This is a genomic window from Novipirellula galeiformis (assembly GCF_007860095.1).
In the GTDB taxonomy this organism is placed as follows: Bacteria; Planctomycetota; Planctomycetia; order Pirellulales; family Pirellulaceae; genus Novipirellula; species Novipirellula galeiformis.
The window spans coordinates 164,606-186,102 of sequence record NZ_SJPT01000010.1; the positions used below are offsets into that span (position 1 = coordinate 164,606).

The window sequence follows — 21,497 nt, forward strand, 5'->3', positions numbered from 1 at the left end:
AACACCGCGTGAGCTTCCTGAGTAGGAAAACATCGCGGTGTGGGACCGCGAATTGTAACCTAACTCCGAAAGCTCACAAAGGAGCGACACACACCACCGAACCGAGGCCATTTTGGTTGACGTGACGGACGCTGATGCTGCTACGCGGATGCCATTCGGCTAGCTCACCAACTCTTCCCAACGAACGCGATTCTCTTTCATCGCTTGAACCAAGTCCTTAGGAACGGCGCCTTCCTCGACCAACGTCCACCCGGTAAAGCTTTCTGCGTCGGTCGCCTTCAACATCGGAAACAACTCGGTCCAAGGATACTTGTTGTTGCGAAGGTCGTGGATGTGAACCGTCCCCATTCGATCCTTCAACAAGTTGTAGTTGTGCTTGAGTCCCTCACCATTCATGTCCGCCGGGTTACAATTCCAGCAAACCGCGACGTTCGGGTGGTCGGCGATGTCCATGATCGTCTTCATGTGATGGATCTCCGACGTCCCTCGACCGTGCACTTCGACTCGGATTTGCACGCCGTAGTCGGCGGCATAACGACCGACCTCATTGAGCGATTTGCCGATCTGCTCGAGCGTTTGCTCGACGGGACGTCCCGCGGGCAATCCATTGGGCCGCACCTTCACGCCGCTGCCGCCGACATCCTTACACAGTTTCACAAACTGTTGAGTTTCTTCGATATTCTTCTTCAGCACCGCGGGGTCAATCGCGTGATACTCACACGCGCTGCCAAGTCCGACGACGGCCACGTTGCTGTCTGCGAATTGTTTGCGAACGTGATCGCGTTGTTTCGCATCCAACGTGATTTCGACGCCGTGCTTGTGAGTGCTACGTAATTCAACGCCGCTGAAATTGGACGCTTCGCAATTCTTAATGAGGGTCGGTACATCCCAATCCTTGCCCCAATTGTAAGTAACCAGACCGAGTTGAAGTGGATTCTTGGCAGCTTCGGCAGCCCCGAGGCGCGGTGCCGAGAGTGCGGCAAGGCCGACAGCGGAATGGGCGAGAAATTGACGACGATCGAGTGACATCTTGGATTCCTTTATGAAGGTGACCCATCGCGACGATTCCCAGCGAATAGGAGCGGGAATCTGGCCAGCGATAAGGAAGGGGGGACAGGTGAACAAACACTCGCCTGGGGGCGAATTTTCGGTGGGTGGGGTTATCCGGAGCCGTAGCTCGGCGTCACAGTATAACCACGCGGCGTGCCGGCGTGGAGAAAACTTGACTTAACAATCCACTGGAGACTCGCGAGCTCAACGACGCTCCGTCCAACGACTCCCAATCGTGATGAAAATCGAAGGACAACGATTCACGCTTCGAGCGACCAAGCATGCTATTTCTGTAGCACCAACTTTTGAGCTCGCTTGCCAATGATGTCCCCGACATAAATGTTTCCATGCGAATCGAGCGCCAAACCGTGCAACCAATTCACATCACCCGGCTGCTCTTTGCCATCTTCGCCCTTCGGGATCGTCCATAATTGAAGCACTTTTCCCTTGGTATTGAATTTCATCAGCACTTGGTCTTTCGGCGGGCAACTCAGCGGCGCACCGGGGTAGTCGGGATCATTCCTCCACTGCATCGGTGACGCGCCGCAAACCCAAATGTGATCCTCTGCGGTAACACAGAAACCCCAGGGCACGATCACGTTGTCCCAACTATCCAACAACGTGCCTTGTTGATCATAAATCATCACGCGGGCATTGTTTCGGTCCGCGACGTACAACCGTCCTGCCGAGTCGATCGCCATCGCGTGAGGCAACGAAAACTGTTCCGGTCCCGTCCCCAAACTGCCCCAAGCCTTGACGAAATTTCCTTTGCCATCGTAGTGGACGACGCGATTGTTGCCGTAGCCGTCCGAGACAAACACGTCGCCGTTGGCCGCGATCGCCATATCGGTGGGTTTGTCGAGATGCGTATTGTCTTCCCCCGACACGCCTGGGGTCCCAATCGTCAACAACACCTTGCCCTCGGGACTGAATTTCCGAATCACATGCAAACCAATATCGGCAACCCAGATGTTCCCTTCGTCATCAATCTTCAAATGATGAGCCGTCTCGATCGTATCATCGCCCCATGAACGCACGAGCTTTCCGTCCGTCGTATAGACCTGGATCGGAGGCTTCGAACGCGTGAACACATACACATGGTCATGCTTGTCAACCGCGACGGCCGGAACGGCTTCCCAAATGAAATCGTCGGGTTTCTGTGGCCACGTCGGATCGACACGATACCAAGGGGCAACATTGACGCGTGGGTAATCGGGCGATTTCCCCTTGTCAGGCTCCGCAGCATGCGACGGATCCGAAAACGTAGTCGTAGTGCAGAGCGCAACGGCACAAGCAAGCAACGGCAGGTGGCGTGTCATATATCTAGGTTCTCTCAAAAGATGACGGGGCAGTGGTCTAGATAATCTAGTCGATGCACAAGCACGCGTGGGGTCGCGCTGGGCCCCATTGGAGAACGAGTGGTTTTAAAAACGCGGGCTCGTTAAACCAAACCGGTCGCTTCATAGAGCGCAATCACGACGAACACAGCCAATGTCTTGATCATTGTAATTGCAAAGATGTCGCCATACGCTTGGCGATGCGTCAGCCCAGTGACGGCCAACAACGTAATGACGGCACCATTGTGAGGCAGCGTGTCCATCCCACCGCTGGCCATCGACGCCACACGATGCAGCACCTCCATCGGGATTCCCGCCGCCTGGGCGTTTTCAATGAACGATTCCGACATCGCTGCCAAGGCGATGCTCAAGCCGCCCGAAGCGGATCCAGTGACGCCCGCCAGTGCGGTCACGGTGACCGCTTCGTTGACCAACGGGTTCGGGATGGACTTCATTGCATTGGAAACGATTAGAAAGCCGGGCAACGCCGCGATCACCGCACCAAATCCATACTCGGACGCCGTGTTAGTGGCGGCCAACATCGCGCCCGAGATCGCCGGCTTCGTGCCTTCGGAAAGCTTGTCACGCACCTGTCGCCAAGCGAGCAACAACACCGATAAGATCCCGATCAACAACGCGGCTTCGATCGACCAAATCGCTGAAATCTTCGCGACCTCTTGTTGGATCGGTTCCGCCGAACCTACCACCGAGGGCAAAAAGGAGTGGTGTTCGTCGTACAGACGAGGGATCACGCCGGTGAGAATTTTGTTTGTCGCCGCAACCAGGATCAAGGGCAGGATCGCGATCCAAGCGGCCGGTAGGGTATCGTGATGAAACGGCTCAGGTTCATTGAGCAGCTTGTCTCCGTAACCTTCGCCTTGGGCGGCAGCCCGGCGGCAACGTGATTGCAGATAGAGCAGGCCAACGACACACACAAACAAACTGCCCGCAATGCCCAACCACGGTGCGGCGTAAATATTGGTTTTGAAAAACGCAGCGGGAATCACATTCTGGATCTGCGGCGTTCCCGGCATTGCGTCCATCGTGAAGCTAAACGCCCCCAACGCAATCGTGGCAGGCATCAATCGCTTGGGGATTCCACTTTGACGGAACAATTCGGCAGCAAAGGGATAAACCGCGAACACCGCCACGAACAACGACACACCGCCGTACGTCAATAACGCGCTGACGACAACGATGCTCAACACCGAACGGCGAGGTCCCAACAAAACGATGATCGACGACGCGATCGACTTGGCAAACCCCGATAACTCCATCGTTTTGCCAAACACAGCGCCCAACAGGAAGATCGGAAAATAGAGTTTTAAAAACCCGGCCATCTTTTCCATGAATAGCCCCGTGAACATCGGCGCGACCTCCGCCGGGTCGGTCAAAAACACCGCCCCCATCGCTGCCACCGGTGCAAACAAGATCACGCTAAAACCGCGATAGGCCGCCAGCATCAAAAACCCAAGCGCCGCCAAGATGATCAATAAACTCATTGCGCCGTCCAGCCTCCGTCAATGGTGATCGCTTGCCCGGTCACATTCCGCGCCAACGGACTGATCAGATAGCCAACGGCCCCCGCAACCTCTTCACAGCTAATGAAGGCCTTTTTCGGCATCGGAGCAAGCATCACATCGTCGATCACTTGTTGTTCGGAAATACCTCGAGCGCGAGCTTGATCGCCGATTTGAGCGTCGACCAACGGGGTGCGAATGTAGGCGGGACAGATCACGTTGCTGGTGATGTCGGTGCCGGCCGTCTCTAACGCCAGCACCTTAGAAAATCCAATCAACGAGTGTTTCGCAGCGGTGTAGGCCGACTTGTAAGGCGACGCAACGAGCGAATGAATCGAGCCGATATGAATGATGCGGCCAAATCCCGACGCGCGCATACCGGGCAGCGCCGCGCGTGTCATTAGAAATGTGCCTTTGACCATCACATCGATCAATAAATCCCACTTCGCGACTGGAAACTCATCCAAGGGAGCGACGTGCTGTAACCCCGCATTGTTGATCAAAACCCCAACGGGGCCGTGTTCATCGAGCAATCGTTGAGCGTCGGCTTCGGAAGTCACATCCAAGCGGTGCGCCGTTGCTGTTCCCCCCGCGGCAACGATCTCCCCCGCGACGCTCTGGGCACGCGTCTCGTCGACATCCGTGACCAATATCGTGTGTCCTTGTTGCGCTAGTGAAATCCCCAAGCTGCGCCCCAAGCCGCTGCCCGCGCCGGTGATTAGGATCGTCTGATTCATGAGCCAAGCTGGGATTGTTGGAGGAATTGGTCGCGAAGCACGCGGCGCATCACTTTATTGGAAGTGGTACGTGGTAGCGCGTCGATAAAAACGAGATCGTGGATTTTGAACAAGGGATTCAATTCTCGACGGATCGCACACTGCATGTGCTCCATCATCGAGGCTTTGTCCTGCGGGTGTCCTTGAGCCGCGACGACATACACGACCAAACGACTCGGACCGCCACCAGGAGCCACAGCGATCGCAGCGGTTTCGGAGACCCCCTGGGCGGTTTGCAACACCCGTTCGATTTCAGCGGAGCTGACCTTGATGCCCCCCAAATTCATCGTGTCATCGGCGCGTCCCAAGGCGCGCCAACCGCCGCCGGGAAGCCGCTCCATTTGGTCACCATGACGCCGCAACCGTTCCCCATTAGGCCCCTTCGGGGTGTCGGCATAGTAGGCTTCGTGATGGTCCTTGTTCATCAGCGTCGTGGAGCATCCGATCGAAGGCGGGACCAAAAACACCTCGCCACTGTCGGCCGGTTCACCGGCCTCATTGAGGATCACCATGTCTAACCCCAACGTGGGTGTGTTGAATTCCGCAGCCACACAGGGCCGCGCGAGGACATTCGTGATGTAGCCACCACCAATCTCGGTTCCGCCACAATATTCGATGATCGGGCGGCCCTCGGCTTGTTCCATCAACCAACGCATGTCACCAACGTCCGAGCACTCACCGGTCGAACTGAACAATCGGATGGAGGACCAATCCAGCCCCTCAGTCGCTCCGGTCGCACGCCAGGTTTTCACCAGGCTGGGGACGACACCGAGCATCGTGGTACGCGAGTCTTGGACGAAGCGACAAAACTCGGCGCCCGTCGGAGCGCCGCAATACAGTCCCATCGTGGCGCGGTTCAAGAGGCTAGAGAAAATCAACCATGGCCCCATCATCCACCCAATGTTCGTCGGCCAAACCACGACGTCACCGGGGCGAACGTCATGATGAAAATGCGAGTCGGCGGCACATTTCAACGGGGTGGTTTGAGTCCACGGAATGACCTTCGGTTCGCCGGTCGTGCCCGAAGAAAAGAGGATATTCAGCGGCGCCGAGGGGTCTTGAACGACCACGGGAGCGGCATCCGCATCGCCTAGGAAATCGCTCCACCGACAATCGATCTCGCGCATTTCCACTCCCTCGTCGTCTCCGATCACGATCGCCAGAGGTGCCTCGGCCTCCTTCACGCTGGCGTAAAGCGGATGGGATTTGCCACCGCGGCGGATGACGTCTTGAGTAAAGATCCCCACGGCGTTGGAAAGTTCGAGACGCGTGCTGACCTCCTTGGGACGAAAACTATCCGCGATACTGACGGCGACACATCCAGCCCACAAAATGCCCAGATAGATCGCCACACACTCGGGCGTCATCGGCATCATGATCGCCACCGCGTCGCCGGGCGTGAACCCACATCGGACCAACCCAGAGGCAACGCGAGCAGACATCGTTTTCAATTCACCCACGGTGATCACCGAGAGCTCGCCACCCTCGGCGCGATACACGATCGCCGGGGAATCCGCCGGAGCGGAAAAACAGCTTTCGACAATGTTCATCTTCGCGCCCGGAAACCAACTCGGCGATTCCACTCCGCCGGAAAGGTCGAGCACGCGATCATAGGGCTGGTGAAATTGAATGCCCAACCGATCGATCACGGCGGCCCAATAACGCTCACGCTCGTGCACCGACCAGGCATGCAGGTCGCCATAAGAATCGACCGCCGCATGCCGCATCAACCAACCCACGTTGGTGTCGACAAGGGATTCGGGCGTTGGGGTCCAGACGCCAGCGGAGTTTGCTTTAACGGTTTTCATGACGGACGCTCCACAACCACGGCACATCCCATTCCACCACCGACGCACAACGATGCTAGACCGCGACCTGGCTGGCGATGTGCCAAATGAACCAGCAGCCGCGCCCCGCTGGCTCCGATCGGGTGCCCCAATGCGATCGCGCCGCCATCGGGATTCACCTTCGCTTCGTCCAGGTCGAGTTCTTTGATACAAGCGAGCGATTGGGAAGCAAACGCTTCATTAAGTTCGATCATGTCGAAATCTCGCGCGTCGACGCCGAGCTTTCGCACCGCGTGGACCGGGCCCATTCCCATCAGCGAAGGCTCGCAACCGGCCGCCGCAGTCGCGGTCAGCACCATCATCGGCTGCAACCCACACTCGCGGCCCCATTGTTCGTCACAGAGCAGCAGCAGTGCCGCGCCATCGTTGATCCCCGAAGCGTTGCCGGCCGTTACCGTACCCTCTTTCTTAAACATCGGTGCCAGCGACGAGAGTTTTTCATACGTCGTGCCCGGTCGTGGATGCTCGTCCGCATCGAGCCCATCGACCGCAACGATTTCCGAGTGAAAATGGCCAGCGTTTAGGGCCGCCGCACATCGCGACTGACTGGTCGCGGCAAAACGGTCTTGGGACTCGCGTGAGATCCCGTGCAACTCCGCCACACGCTCCGCCGTCAATCCCATGTGCTCGCTGCTGAAGGCATCGGTCAATCCGTCGCGTAACAACGAATCGACGAGCACGCCATCACCAAGTTTGTAGCCACCGCGGGCACGCGGTAACAAATACGGGGCGTTGGACATCGATTCGGTTCCACCGCACAACACCATCCGCGCTGAACCGTGTTGGATCGATTGAGCCGCCAGCATCACCGCTTGCATGCCTGAGGCACACATCATGTTGACCGTGAACGCGGGCACTTCCATCGGCAACCCCAATCCAACGCCCACTTGTCGAGCGACGTTCATTCCCAAGCCTGCACCGAGCACATTTCCAATGATAACGGAGTCAATCCGGTGAGGATCGATGCCTGCGATTACCTCGCGCCCCGCAGCGACCGCTAAATCGACCGCAGAATGTTTGGCCAGCGCCCCAAGTAACCGCCCCTGAGGTGTACGTTTTGCCGCGACGATCCAGACGGCGTTGCTACGGTTTGTCAACTTTTTACTCACTCGCGTTCTTGACTTAAAATGTGGGGTGGGTGCGGGAATCCCGGCTCGGCGGCTTAAGCATGGTTGCACTTGCAACCTTCGCTGCCCCGCTTTGAAGTTGCTTTTTTCATAACCCGATGCGTCAGCGAGGGAACATGACGCTCGACTCGGTCCCTCGCTGACGCTTCGGGTTATATTTTGTTGGAAAAAACGGCAAAACCGCAACTTCAAAACGCGTTAGCAGGGGATTCGATCCCACGTCGATAACAGGTCAATCATTCACCAACTGTTTTGAACTTTCGAAACAGACCGTTTTTTCAGTGAAGACAACATAACGATCTGCGCAGGGCTCGTGTGCTTGGGAGAGAGATTCTTGATCAAAACGGTTTGTAATTTTGACCCACATGACATCACAGTAGAAGTTCGCAACCGAATTTGCCCCCGCTCGTTTGCCAGATGATTCTAGCCGATCGCAAGCGTCGCTGGGTGTCTCAGCTTGTTTTCTTCAAGCGGAAGTTCATCTCGCTTGTCATCCGTGTTATTCTAGGAAGCGACGGAAACAAGTTCACCGATTCAATCGTCGTGGCATGATGCATGTGGCTTGAGGTTATAGCGCCGCTTCACTTTTACGCACGCTTCGCTACGGAAGTTTGCAGTGCAGCGCCGAATTCAACGACGATTTTAACGATGAACGAATCCGCACCACGTCCCCACCATGCAGCCCTTCCTAGCGTTTGCCGCACCGCTTGTCATTCCCACCCAGGTTAGTGCGAGAAACGTTGCTGGCGAGACCGTCCCGCGGACTCGGGCATCTGGAAAGACACCGGGACTTCACAAGGAAACTGGTCCGCGGAGGTCACCCGATCAAACGAATCGATTGGGACGCGGTGATCGCATTGCGTCGCTGAGCACTCCACAACCCAACGTCAAGCCCACACCCTAACGTTAAGATCGCGGAGCGATCAACGACACTGTATTACCTGCCTTGATTCTCCTTTAATTTTGAGACCCCAACATGATGCGTCTTGCTTTCGCGGTTTTACTGCTCTTCAGCGTGACCCCGGCTTGGGGCGAGCAGAAACAGTCTGAATTACAGTTAACTCTGCCGCCGGAAATCTATGCCGTCACCGGAGTGCCGACCCATATCTACTTCGATAACATCGTGTTGACACAATCGCCGACGGACTATCGATTCGAAGTGACTTGCGACGTTGGCGAAAGTGCCGATCGACGTTGGGAATTGACGCCCACCGCCCAAGACGTTGGGGATCATCCACTGCGCGTGGCCGTTTACTCCGCTGACAACAAATTGTTGGAATCAAAGTCGAGCGTCTTGAAGGTGATTCCCGATGACGACCCGCAGCAGCATGATCCGATTCGGCTTTTGATTATCGGAGACAGTCTGACGCACGCATCGGCCTATCCCAACGAAATCGCTCGTTTGCTTTCACGGCAAAACAATCCGAAATGGACGATGCTGGGAACCCACAAGCCATCGTCAGCCGCCGAGGGCGTTGTTCATGAAGGGTACGGCGGTTGGACTTGGGCTAATTTTGTGACCAAGTATGAACCCAATCCCGATGGCAGTTATGCCAAACGCAGCAGTCCGTTTTTGTTCCTCGACGAGAACGCTAAACCGCAATTAAATCTGACTCGTTATTTCCAAGAGCATTGTGACGACCAACGCCCCGACTACGTCATCATCAAGCTCGGCATCAACGATTGCTTCTCAGCCCCGGTGAATGATCGCGCAGGCATGGACGCCCGCATCGATACAGTGTTCGGGTTTGCCGATACGTTGCTGGCCGCGATCCGCGAGGCTGCGCCCCAAGCACACATTGGCATCTGTTTGACCACGCCCGGAAATGATCGCCCCGAAGCGTTCAAGGCCAACTACAAGGATCGGTACACACGTTGGGGATGGAAGCAGATTCAACATCATTTGGTTCAACGCCAAATGATGTACGTGTCGGAAAAGCAGGATCCAATGATCACGATCCTGCCCACCGAGTTGAACCTCGACCCCATCGATGGCTACCCTAACAACAATGCGGTGCATCCCAATACCGCGGGGTACAAACAGATCGGCGCAAGTGTCTATGCCTGGCTGAAATGGAAGCTTGCAAACGCCCAGCCCGCCTCCCCAGCTGCCGAGTCGCCAGCTGCCGCATCCGTAGGCGCCGAATAATTCATTGCCAGCAGGGCAGGGAAATCAAAGCTTGGTTTCCCTGCCTCCCATCCACCTTCTCACTCCCCCCCATGAACCGCACTTCTATGAATGCCGTCCGTTTACAGTCCTCCGCCGCGGTGATCTTGCTCAGCGTTTTATTCGTTGCGTCGCCGACAGGCACGGCGTCGGAGATCACGCTTCGCCAACGTTCTCGAGTCTCGGTGCCCGAGGCACACCAGGCCGTTGCTGTCGATGCGTCCTCGTTTTATGCAATCTCCAATCGCACGATTGGCCGTTACGAGAAAGAAACCTTCCGTCCGTTGGCAAAATGGACCGCTCCCGACGACTCTCCCGTCATCCACCTCAATAGTGGTATCGTGGTCGACGGTCGGCTGTATTGTGCCAACTCGAATTGGCCTAAGTCCCCGCTCAAAAACTCAATCGAGATTTTTTCTGCCGAAACACTTGAACCTGTTGAGCGAAAAGAGTTCGACGAAAACGAAGGGGCCATCAACTGGGTCGAACGGCATCGCGGATCGTGGTGGATTGCGTTCGCATTTTATGGCGAGGCAAACGTCCGTCGCACCCATCTGGTTCGCTACGACGACCAGTGGCAAAAGACGGGATCGTGGACATTTCCGGAATCCGTCATTGAGCGATTTCTGCCCAATAGTAATTCAGGGGGCGCATTTGGACCCAATGGACGCTTGTTCGTGACCGGCCATGACCACGCGGAGTTGTATGTGTTGACCTTGCCCGAGACCAACGGCGAACTCAATCACATCGCCACGGTCCCCGCTCCGATCGCCGGTCAAGGAATTGCCTGGGACCGCAGCGATATCGGCACCTTGTTTGGAATCGTGCGTAGCAGCCATGAAGTGGTCACGATGCGGTTATCTCACCGCGACGAATATGCGGCGCTGAAACAACCGGTCCAGTGGGTTCGAAACGAGAACAATCCAGTGCTTCCGCCGCGTAAAGGTGAATTCGATTCCTCACGAGTGATGAATCCGTGGGTCGTGCGTGCCGATGAAACGTATCGAGTGTTTTACTCCGGTGGCATCAACGGTAAAAAGCAGCGCATCGGATTCGCCACTGCCCCGATCAATGATCTCACCCAATGGGATCGGGTGGGGCCGCTATTCGAAAACGGCGGCAAAGGATCGTTCGATGCGAATTGGTCGGTGCTACCGCATGTCGTCCAAATCAGTGACGACCGTTGGCATCTCTATTACACCGGCAACGCTGGAAAAGGAACGGGATTGAGTTCGTTTATCGGGATCGGAATGGCGACCAGTTCCGATGGCAAGACGTGGTCTCGTACCAGCGATCAACCTGTGCTAGCCCGCAGCGGTGAACACGGTGACCCTGATGCGATCGGGATCGCCGGAGGATCGGTATTGCAGGTGCGTCAAAAGGACGGATCAACCCAGTGGCGGTTCTACTACACCGGTTGCCCGACGACGGGAAAGAGCCACGCATTGCATCAGCAAAAGACCATCTGTTTGGCTGTCTCCGACGATGCCATCCACTGGGAAAAACGTGGAGCGGTGCTGCTGCGTGATCCCGAGCGTGACTACGAAGACATCGCGGTTGCCGGTCCCGTGGTCCACCAGGAACCCGATGGAACGTTTCGCATGTGGTATTCCGCAATCGGATCACGATGGGGATTCTATTCGATTTGTTACGCCGAATCCGACGATGGAATGCACTGGCGTCGCGGTACAAAATCCGACGACAATCTGCAACTAACCCCTACCGGCGACGGCTGGGAGAAACAAATGGTGGAATACCCAACGGTCATTCGCGAGGGAGAGCACTTGCGAATGTTCTATTGCGGAAACGGTTATGGAAACACTGGCATCGGCACGGCGGTATCGAAGCCGAACACCGACACCGCTCGCTGACACGCGTCGCAGCAGCGCGTCTTTCATAACCCGGAGCGTATGCGAGGGACCGCCTTGGACGGTGGCACGACTAGATCCCTCGCTGACGCGTTTTGAAGTTGCGATTTTGTATGTATTCCGGGCCGATAGCCCGGCAATCTGCCTCGCCTCCGCCCAACGGGCTGCTGATTATCCACAAAGACGATTACGCCGGAGGCGTCAGCAGAGATTAGCCGGCGGCCGAGCGAAGCGAAAACCGCCGGAAACCAATCGAAACGTAAACGCCGACCCCGAAAGAGACCGCTGACGTAGTCGCGTTGCGCGTCGTCGAGGAAACGTAAAACAAGAAACACCCTCCCTTCTGAGAGGGTCGCGAGGAACGAGCGGGGAGGGCTTTAGGCGTTCGTGGCTCGTCTGTAACGTTTCTAAACCAACCTAAGCCCTCCCCTCGCTTAGGCTCGACCCTCCCATTTGGGAGGGTGTGATGCTACTAAGTCAGCAGTCTCCGAAGGAGGTCACAGATCCATCATCATGGATATTGCGACCCGTCGTGATCGGATGCGGAACCGACCTTGTTCACGCCAAGGTCGTGATCATTGCCCTGCGGATTGTGGTGCCCGCGAGGCCGTTTGGCTGGCGGCAATCACAAATTCGAACGCCCGCTTCGTGTCGTCGTAGCTGGTGGTGTGCCCGACCTCGGGGCGATGGATACTGAGCAATTTCGTAGGCTGTTTGCGGAGACTTTCGACGAGCCGCAGAACACTTTCCGGCGGCACCGACTCATCTCGGCCTCCGGTCGTCGCCGCGAATGGCATCGTGAACTTCTCGGGGAAGAACTCCGCACTGCGCTTGCGATATTCCTCGGGAACTTCCTGCTTCGACCCGCCAAAGGATTTGCTGATCGCGTCTTGGAAGCGTTCGTACTCGACATGGTTCGCGGTCCCATTGATGGCAACGACGCCGTCAACCAACTCGGGATGCAATGCGGCAAACGTCAGCGCGGAACTGCCCCCCATCGATGCGCCCGACACGATCAAACGTTCCACTTGATACTGTTTCTTCAGGATGCGAATGATCTGCAACAGATCGGCTTCGGCGGCCGGCCCCATCCACGATGTCTTCGCTCGGTAGTCAGGTGTGATCATCAGCATCCCGTTTGCGGCCGCAGCGTCACGTGCCGCTCGGCACTCACCTCGCATCTGAGTGGCAAATTGCCAACGGTCTGAACCGTGTCCATGCAACACGATCAACACCGAAATCGGCTTGTCCGCTGCAAATTGATGCGGCGTCAGCTCGACGTACTTTTGCTCACTTCCGTCGTAATCCGCCGTGAACGTTCGATCGACGATCGCCGCAAACGGAGACGCTTTGTCTTCGGCAAACGCCATTGATGGCGCCAACAATGCGATACAAACGCTGGCGAGCGCGAAAGGCCGCAAGGATCGTTGGACATGTTCAACCAATGCCTTCGCTTTCAACCGCTTCAAACGCCATGAACTTGGCATCGATCGCACGAGCTTCACGAACCGGATCGATGGGTGACATTGACTTTTTGTACGCATAATTCTCAACAAGGTGCAACGAAGGAGAGGAATCAGAAAACCGTTCGCCAGGAAGCAATCACGTTACAACAGATTTGCTCCGCCCGTGTACTTCTTCACGATTTCGGGATCGAGCTCGAGCCCCAGACCCGGGCCGGATGGAATCGCGAGCATGCCATCGGCATCCAACTTGAACTGGTTCGCACTGATTTCATCGATGAATGGCGAGCCGGTTAAATATTCGACGAGATCAGTACCAGGGAACGCCGAGGCAAGATGCAAGTCGGCGGCGAGTCCTACCGCGGTGTTCCATCCATGTGGAATAAAGCGAATACCGTGCTCTTGAGCCATCCATGCGATCCGGCGTTCTTCGCTGATCCCGCCAACCTTGGTGACGTCCGGTTGCACGATATCCAACGCTCGGGCGGCCATCCAAGGCATAAAGGCTTGGCGGCGCGTCAGCACCTCGCCGCCTGCGATCGACACCGGAGAATGCTCGCGGAGCTTGGCGTAATCTTCGATGGCGTCCGGGGGAAGCGCTTCCTCGAACCAGTGCACATCATAATCGGCCAACATCGTTGCGGTGTTTAACGCCCACTTGTAGCCGTTCGTCCAAAACGCGTCGCTGCCACCGGCATCCACCATCAATCGGCACTCGGCACCGACCGCTTCTCGCGCGGCTTGGACGATCGCACGATCTGTCGCTGCATTGACACGACCGAACGGTCCCCAGCCAATTTTGAAGGCGCGAAACCCTTCGGCTTTTACTGCCAACAAGTGATCTCGCAGTTTGCTCGGTTCGTCCATCAACAACGAGGCATAAGGTTGCACTCGATCGCGATAACGTCCGCCCAACAATCGGCCCACCGGTTGCCCCGTCGCTTGACCGAACAAATCCCACAATGCAATGTCGATGCCGCTGATCGCATGGGTCAGGGAACCGCCACGCCCGAGCCAAAACATATGTTGATGCAACTTTTCGCTAACGCGTTCGGGTTCGAGCGCATTTTCGCCGCGATACAACGGCTCGAGCACTGCCAATGCCGCTTGCACCAATGCATCGTTGGTGAACACGCTGCCCAGTCCCACGGCACCTTCATCTGTATGGACCGCAATCAGCGTATGCACACAATCGTCGGGCCGCAGTTCATTGCTCCAACCGCCCTCGGGCGTTGCGCCGCGCAGACCCGCGCAGCGTATTTCTCGTATTTTCATAAAGTCTTTAGTGTGATCGTTGAAACAGTTGGGTTTGACGCGTGAAAGGGACGTTGGCATCGAGCGGAAAGATTGGACGGGGACAGCGGGTGTGACCAAGGTACGGCACGTTCGCACTGGCCGAACCCGGCGCATCGATATTGACCATTTGCGTGCACCAATCCGCATACATATGGTGCTGGCAATGAGGCGACTTGACCACCACGGCATCAAACGCTTTCGGGTTCTGGCCGTGAGCGTAAAAGAAGGAACGATCGTACAAATTCACTGCCCGACTGCTGACCACGAGCGTAAAGTTTTCTGACTCGAGCACCGCCGTAGGCCCGGCAAACCACTGTTCCCCAAACGATTCACTATGGAAGTGACCGTCCGAAAGCGAACGTACGGTCGCCGTCATCTCCAGCGGCTGAAACCGCTCGGGATCCACGCTGCCGCCAATCGTCGTTTGAATCGTCGCGGAAACGCCTGCCGCGAACGCTTGGGCGACCGCCTCGGCATCCACAATCGGAACCAAGGTGCGTCCCTTAAAGCCGGCTTCGACCAGTTTCCGCAGAACGGCATTACTGTCGCCCGATGCTCCCGAGCTTGTCGCGTCCGCAGCATCCACCAACGCGAGCGTCCCTTCGCGGTGGGCGCAAGCGACACTTGCCATCGTATCGAGACTGGCCAAGGGGACTCGCATCTTGGCATGGTGCTCCCAAAAACGATCTGCGATCCGCAGCGCCTCACGCTTCGCCAACTCGGGATCGTTATCGGTGACGACGAAGCTATACGTTTGCAGCGACGGAACGTCGGTGAACGGATTGCCGATGAACATGCCCGCCGAAAGCCCCACGGTATCGCCTTCGACTTGCTGAGCGATACGAATACTCTCGCCAAACCGCCCACTGGACGTGATCAGCTCATCGCCGCGAACCAGAGCAGGAACCGCCACTTTCGCCGTCACCGGCTTCACCTCGCCAGACTCGATTCGCAGCAGCAACCGAGCGGCTCGTTGTCCCGTTTCATAGAAATCGACATGAGGATAGGTGTGGTAGGCGACAATCGCGTCGCTGTGCTCCACCATCCGATCGGTCAGAATGCCGTGCAGATCGAGCGACAGCACGATCGGAATGTCTTCACCCAGGATCTTGCGTGCCTCCGCCATCAGATAGCCTTCCGGATCGAGTTCATCCTCACTCGCCATCGCGCCGTGCATGCAGAAATAAACCGCATCGACCGCCCCTGCTTCGCGAACGCTGTCGAGAAACTCTCGTGCGATGCGCTGCCACGCCTCCTTGGCCAATGTCCCTCCCGAGGTAATGAACGCCGCGCTGTATCCCGCGACGATCTCAACGCCATCGGTTGCATCGAAAACGCTCAGCGCTCCCCCGATTTCATTACGCACGCGGCGGTGGTAGCGGAGCAGTTCATCGCCGTGACGAATCGCAAAGTCATCGTAGCCGCTGAGCTGCGGATTGAACGTGGAAACTTCTTGTTTGCATTCCGCAATCAAAATCCTTGGCATCAGCTAGGCTCCGTCGTGATGAATTCGTTCGTAGTCTTTGGGAAACAGATAGAGGATGCCGAGGACCAATAGGACGGCGGCCACGGCGAACGCCAGCGAGGTGTACGAGAGCATCCGCTCCAAGCCGACTGATTTTTTCCAAATGCCACCGACCAGTGGCGCAAAACCGGACAGCGCCGCTCCGCAAAAATTAAGCAATCCCACCGCCGAGGCGCGCGTATTAGCGGGGACCACTTCAAAGGCAGCCGGAAAGACATTGCCAATGAAAAAACCACTAAACAATCCGAAACCGGCCGCTGCAATCCGGGTCGCATCGAGAGACTCGGCACTGCCGATCCAATGCAGGCACGGGGCGCACAACATCAAACTAATCGCCATCAACCACAGCCGCGCTGCCTTGGTACGCAAAAACAGTTTGTCCGCCAAGAAGCCGCCTCCAAGCAGTCCGATAAACGTGGTGCTCTGTAGATAAGCGGTCGCCGTAAAGGCCGCATCCGCAAGGTCCAGCGAATACTTTTCATAGAGAAAACTGGGCAACCAACTGTACAGCATCCAGAGACCGAAGACGAAGGTGGGAAAGACAACGCAGAGCAGCAAAAAGGTTGGCACTTTCACTAATTCGGTGATCGCCAATGTGCCGTCCGCGCGCTTCGTTTCCACCTCCGCGTCCTCGTTCACGGTGCGCAAAAACATCGCGTACGGCAAGCAATAAAGCAGCCCGATCGCGCCGAGAATAAAGAACGCCTCACGCCAGTATCCTTGATGTGCCATCCAGCCCCCGAACCACGCGCCCGCCACGGTACCCACGATCTGGGCGGTCGTCAGCGTCGCCACCGCGCGTGAGCGTTTTTCCGGTGCGTGGGCGTTGGACGTCAACGCGATCGCGGCGGGCATGTACAGCGATTCGGAAACCCCCATCGCGGCGCGGAGGGCAAGCAAGATGAAAGCGGATGTCGCAAATCCAGTCCCCACCGTCACCAAACTCCAGATCGCCAGACTGAACACGACCAACACGCGTTTTGAGTACTTATCCGCGATCTGCCCCGCCAAAGGACACCCCAGCCCATAGACCCACAGAAAGATCGATCCGGTTAAGCCCAGTTCGCGGTCCGTCAGTCCCAAATCGGACTGCAAGACAGGGAACATCGCGAACACTGCTTGTCGGTCGCAGTAGTTCAAAAAATAGGCGCACCACATGAATGCGACCAAATGCGTGGCCTTGCGCCCGCTCTGCTTAATTTCAGCTTGTGTCACGATCTGCGCGGGCCAGGGGTTGGAGGATTGGAATTCTAAACGCGATGCCCGCGACACAATCGACATTCGGTGTGAGGCACGGTGCAGGTAGCTTCCGGTGGGACTCTCGAACGGTCGAGCCCGCGCCGGGTTGGAGCACGGCCATGACGGCGTCCGATCTGCAGTCCGCGAACCCTGGGGGAAAGCACGAACCGTTTTGGGGAGGCTGGAGTCTATCCGATCGAAACTGAGAAATCCAGTTTCTGCTAAAAAAAGCATCGACGATGCTCAACACTCACATCATTCACATCAACACTCCCCCACGTACGCAGGTACACAACGACAATGATGCGCTATCGCACCCGAGTTACCTACGACCGTGAACCAGCAGCGTCCCTTGGCCACTTGCCGTAACAAATTCGCCTGCGACCTTAGTGGCGTCCGCAGCAGACGAACCGAAAACCACAACCGCTTGCATCCGTGTCAGTATTAAAGGTTCGTTAGCGGTTCACCAAGCACAGTGTCCTCACGCATCGTTTCACCTTCTTGTCTGCGAGTCGAGTCTCGCGCCGAAAGGCGTTTCACCTCAACGAAGCCAGTCCCGCAGCCGAAACCAGCCTCGTAATTGCACGCCGGCCACGGCGTCTGTTGAACGCAACCTTGAATTGATCGCGTCATTGACAAACGGGAACAAAAAGAACATTTCAACCGCTTGCACCCGTGAACCCGCAGCGTCCTCGGTGTGTATGCCCAAGTTGTGTGCAAGTGAAGGAGAACCTTTTTGAGTCACTCCGTTACGGACGCGTGGGGATGTGTATTGCTAGAAAAAACGGCAACACCGTCACTTCAAACACCGTCGCTCACTTCAAACACAGACGCTCCGGCCATGCAAATCAACGCCACAACCGCACGACTACGGTTTCGCTATAATCATGACTCCTATAATCATGACTGATTCGTGACTCGGCTTGACGCCCCCCAGTTTGGCCCCCGTGCCATCGTCGAATCCGCCCTCATGCACCTTGGGACTTCCTTACGTGATGGAATCGGGCGACATGGCCACCTATACTGTGACACCGCGCCCCCCTCCTGCCTTATTTCCCCCAAAAAAACCTGTAGCGAACAATGTGCACCATGCTCCATCGGCCGCTTTTCTCGATTGTCTGTTTGTCAGTCATTTCCAGCCTGATTTCGCAGATCGCGGTTGCCCAAAACCAAGCGAGTTCGACCACCGAGATTGATGGGATTCACTTCACGCTCGCCGAGGGGTTGCGGATTGAAAAGGTCACGAACGAATCCTTGATCAAATGGCCGATCGTCGCCGATTGGGACAATCAAGGTCGTTTGGTGGTCGCCGAGTCCGCAGGCGTCACCAAGCCCATCGTCGAACACAACAAAACCAAACCTCACAAACTGATCCGTTTAGTCGATAGCAACGGCGATGGAACGTTTGACAAGCGAATCGTTGCCGCCGAGCAACTCGCCTTTCCCGAAGGCGTCTTGTGTCTGGGAAACGACGTGCTCGTCTCGGCACCGCCGTTGATTTGGAAACTGACCGATGCCGACGGGGATGGAGTTTGCGAAGATCGTGAAGTCTGGTTCGATGGGCAAACGATCACCGGCTGTGCAAACGATTTACATGGCCCGTATCTTGGTCCCGATGGATGGGTTTATTGGTGCAAGGGTGCCTTTGCAGCCCAGACGCACGATCTTGTTAATGGCCAGACCCTGCAAACCTCAGCCGCTCACATTTTTCGTCGCCGCATCGACGGGGGACCGATTGAACCGGTGATGACGGGCGGGATGGACAATCCAGTCGAAGTCGCCATCACCCCTGAGGGCGAGAAATTCTTTACCAGCACCTTTTTGCAACAACCTGGCGGCGGACTCCGCGATGGGATCGCCCACGCTGTCTACGGAGGCGTGTACGGCAAAGAGAATTCGGTCTTGGCGAATCATCCTCGCACGGGACCATTGATGCCAATTTTGACCCAACTTGGCCCGGCGGCGCCCAGTGGACTCGCTTGCCTAAGATCCAATCAATTGACGCGATTCACCGAGCACCCGGATACACGTGTCCTTGTCGCCGCCTTGTTCAATTTGCAAAAAGTAACCGCCCATCAATTGGTTCCCGAGGGTGCCAGCTTCCGCACGATCGATCACGACTTGGTGGTCGCCGACCGTGTTGACTTTCATCCCACCGATGTGATCGAAGACGCGGATGGCAGTCTACTGGTGATCGATACCGGAGGTTGGTACGACCTGTGTTGCCCTACGTCGCGAATCGATCAAAAAACGGCCTCAGGTGGCATCTATCGAATCTCGACGGACAAGACAGCTCAAAACGGCTTCGCTCGCGGGCCGGTGGTCGTTTCCTCCGCCGCTGACCAAGCGTCGGTAACGACAGCACAATTGTACGATCGGCGGCCTTGGGTTCGTCGCCAAGCGGGCTTGGCCGTGACGGTTGCGGGCGACACAGCGACCAAGTCTCTCGATGCCATCCTCCGTGATGCGGATCGTTCGATCGACGACCGACTGACCGCATTGTGGTCGCTTAGCCGAGTCGGCAGCCCCGCGGCGGTCGCTACCATTTCCGATCACCTGCGTGATCCCAATCCGCAAATGGTGCAAGCGGCTTGTCACGCCGTGTCGCTTCACCGCCACGAGGGCTCGCGCCCGCAACTCGAGCGTTTACTGAAACATCCCTCGCTTGCCGTCCGCCGCGTTGCCGCCGAAGCACTCGGCCAAATCGCGAGCGCTGCCTCGGCCCCCACATTACTATCCGCATGCGAACATACCGGCGGCGATCGCCACTTAGAACACTCCTTGTTGTACGCATTGATCGAAATCGCGCAATCGAATTCCATCGATCTGATCGCGATGGCTAACTCCGACACGCAATGGACCGCCGTGTTGCTGGTTCTCGACCGCGTCGGACGCAGCGACCAAGTCGAGCTCTCTCGGTTCTTTACGGCCTGGAGCAGCAGCGATCCCAAGTTGCGTGACATCGCCGCAGAAATTTTGGCCAAGCACCCTCAATGGGCATCGGAATCGATCACCAAGATCGCTGCGATGTACACTCAGCTCGATGCTGCGGATTCCCCCGCTGCGGACAACCTCGCACGTCTGGTCGCGGGTTGGAAGAACGAACCATCGACCCAGCAATTGGTCGCCGATTGGATCGGCAACGCCGCCGCAGCGAAACCGTCGCAGCAACGGTTCTTGGCCACTCAGCTGAGCCAAATCTCGCCCACGAAGGTCCCACGTGACTGGGCTGCCCCAATCGCGACGTGGTTGGAAGCCGCGAGTGAACCGGTGCAACGGGCGCTAACCGAAAATTTACCTCGGCTCCAAATCGAAGCGGCCGATGCGTCCTCGTTACCCGAAACAATCATTCGCATCGCACGTCAAGCGGAATCGACCGACCATCGCTTGCGTGTGCTTGGGGCACTCCCCGCAGGACGCAAAGTCGACGATCCCGAACTCGAAAAAGAGGTCGTCGCGTCGTTCTTGAGCGACGACGAAACGCTTGCCCCGCTAGCATCCAAAGTGCTCCAGCGAGTGAAACTCTCGGATGCAAGCCAATTGGCCGATGCGTTGCCAAGCATCCCCTCGCAATCCTTGACGACCGCCATCGAAGCGGTCCATCGGGCCAGCAATGATGCAATCCAATCCAAGATGCTGGCGGGACTCGCATCCCTGCCTGCCGCGAAAACGTTGCCGCAAACCTACTTGACGAATCTGTATAAACGATCATCCAAGGAACTGCAGGCACAGGCCCAGCAGACCGCCGCGGATTTGATCCGTCCCGCGGCGGACGTCAAGGCCACGGTCGACAAGACACTGGCCCGACTGAGCAGCGGCGATCCCGTTCGCGGATTGCAAGTGTTCCGTAGCAGCAAGGCAGCCTGTAGTGCTTGCCACCGCATCGGTTACGTCGGACATGACGTTGGCCCCGAGCTCACTCGCATTGGCGCCAGCCGGACACCCGACGCGTTGTTGGAAGCGATCTTGTTCCCCAGCGCCCGCCAAGAACAGAGTTACCAGGGCTCTCGCGTGTTGACGATCGATGGCCAGGTCTACAACGGGCTGATCAAACATCGCACCCCCGAAACCATCGAACTGCAAGTCACCGCCGAACGATTGGTGGTGATCCCAAGCGAAGAGATCGAACTGCTTGAACCGAGCGACATCTCGGTGATGCCAGCCGGCTTGGCCGAGCAATTGACAATCGAAGAGCTCTCGGACCTGATGGCATTATTGCAATCGGCGAAGTAGTTCCCGTCGGGTTCGCTTTCGTAGCTGCGTTCGCAAGAACGCGGTCCAC

General features: G+C 56.9%; 13 protein-coding genes. 3 read left to right on the forward strand and 10 right to left on the reverse strand.

Annotated features, from left to right (window positions below; all coding sequences use genetic code 11):
* Positions 1-159: 159 nt before the first annotated feature.
* The 6 genes from Pla52o_RS22780 to Pla52o_RS22805 form a co-directional block, all read right to left on the reverse strand.
* Positions 160-1,029, reverse strand: a complete 870-nt coding sequence (locus Pla52o_RS22780) for a sugar phosphate isomerase/epimerase family protein (RefSeq protein WP_146596937.1) — start codon at positions 1,027-1,029, stop codon at positions 160-162.
* A gap of 305 nt (positions 1,030-1,334) precedes the next feature.
* Entirely contained in the window at positions 1,335-2,369 is a 1,035-nt protein-coding gene (locus Pla52o_RS22785) for a peptidyl-alpha-hydroxyglycine alpha-amidating lyase family protein (RefSeq protein WP_146596938.1), read from the reverse strand.
* A 122-nt stretch (positions 2,370-2,491) separates the two neighbouring features.
* Complete coding sequence (locus tag Pla52o_RS22790) at positions 2,492-3,889, reverse strand: GntP family permease (protein ID WP_146596939.1); 1,398 nt, start codon at positions 3,887-3,889, stop codon at positions 2,492-2,494.
* On the reverse strand, positions 3,886-4,644 hold the full coding sequence (locus Pla52o_RS22795) for a 3-hydroxybutyrate dehydrogenase (protein ID WP_146596940.1): 759 nt from the start codon (positions 4,642-4,644) through the stop codon (positions 3,886-3,888). Before Pla52o_RS22795 ends, Pla52o_RS22790 begins: the two co-directional genes overlap by 4 nt.
* The gene (locus Pla52o_RS22800) at positions 4,641-6,491 is read right to left on the reverse strand and encodes an AMP-binding protein (protein WP_146596941.1); all 1,851 of its coding nucleotides are present in this window, start codon (positions 6,489-6,491) and stop codon (positions 4,641-4,643) included. The genes Pla52o_RS22795 and Pla52o_RS22800 overlap by 4 nt, the downstream gene beginning before the upstream one ends.
* Positions 6,488-7,639 (reverse strand): thiolase family protein, encoded by a 1,152-nt coding sequence (locus tag Pla52o_RS22805; RefSeq protein WP_231612572.1) that lies wholly within the window; start codon positions 7,637-7,639, stop codon positions 6,488-6,490. The genes Pla52o_RS22800 and Pla52o_RS22805 overlap by 4 nt, the downstream gene beginning before the upstream one ends.
* A gap of 994 nt (positions 7,640-8,633) precedes the next feature.
* Here Pla52o_RS22805 and Pla52o_RS22810 point away from each other — a divergent pair.
* On the forward strand, positions 8,634-9,806 hold the full coding sequence (locus Pla52o_RS22810) for an SGNH/GDSL hydrolase family protein (protein ID WP_146596942.1): 1,173 nt from the start codon (positions 8,634-8,636) through the stop codon (positions 9,804-9,806).
* A 71-nt stretch (positions 9,807-9,877) separates the two neighbouring features.
* Positions 9,878-11,695 carry a hypothetical protein gene (locus Pla52o_RS22815; protein WP_231612573.1) on the forward strand — a complete coding sequence of 606 codons (1,818 nt, stop codon included), beginning with the start codon at positions 9,878-9,880 and terminating at the stop codon, positions 11,693-11,695.
* A gap of 572 nt (positions 11,696-12,267) precedes the next feature.
* On the opposite strand, the gene Pla52o_RS22820 is transcribed toward Pla52o_RS22815, so the two are convergent.
* The 4 genes from Pla52o_RS22820 to Pla52o_RS22835 all read right to left on the reverse strand — a co-directional run bounded on the left by Pla52o_RS22820 (position 12,268) and on the right by Pla52o_RS22835 (position 17,191).
* Entirely contained in the window at positions 12,268-13,197 is a 930-nt protein-coding gene (locus Pla52o_RS22820; RefSeq protein WP_231612574.1) for an alpha/beta hydrolase family protein, read from the reverse strand.
* 102 nt (positions 13,198-13,299) lie between these two features.
* Entirely contained in the window at positions 13,300-14,430 is a 1,131-nt protein-coding gene (locus Pla52o_RS22825) for a mandelate racemase/muconate lactonizing enzyme family protein (RefSeq protein WP_146596943.1), read from the reverse strand.
* Positions 14,431-14,437: 7 nt separating this feature from the next.
* Positions 14,438-15,937, reverse strand: coding sequence for a M81 family metallopeptidase (locus Pla52o_RS22830; protein ID WP_146596944.1), 1,500 nt, complete (start codon positions 15,935-15,937; stop codon positions 14,438-14,440).
* A gap of 3 nt (positions 15,938-15,940) precedes the next feature.
* Positions 15,941-17,191: an MFS transporter gene (locus tag Pla52o_RS22835; RefSeq protein WP_197169445.1), complete on the reverse strand. Its 1,251-nt coding sequence runs from the start codon at positions 17,189-17,191 to the stop codon at positions 15,941-15,943.
* Between the two features lie 1,113 nt (positions 17,192-18,304).
* Here Pla52o_RS22835 and Pla52o_RS22840 point away from each other — a divergent pair.
* Positions 18,305-21,448 (forward strand): DUF7133 domain-containing protein, encoded by a 3,144-nt coding sequence (locus tag Pla52o_RS22840; RefSeq protein ID WP_231612575.1) that lies wholly within the window; start codon positions 18,305-18,307, stop codon positions 21,446-21,448.
* Positions 21,449-21,497 lie beyond the last annotated feature (49 nt).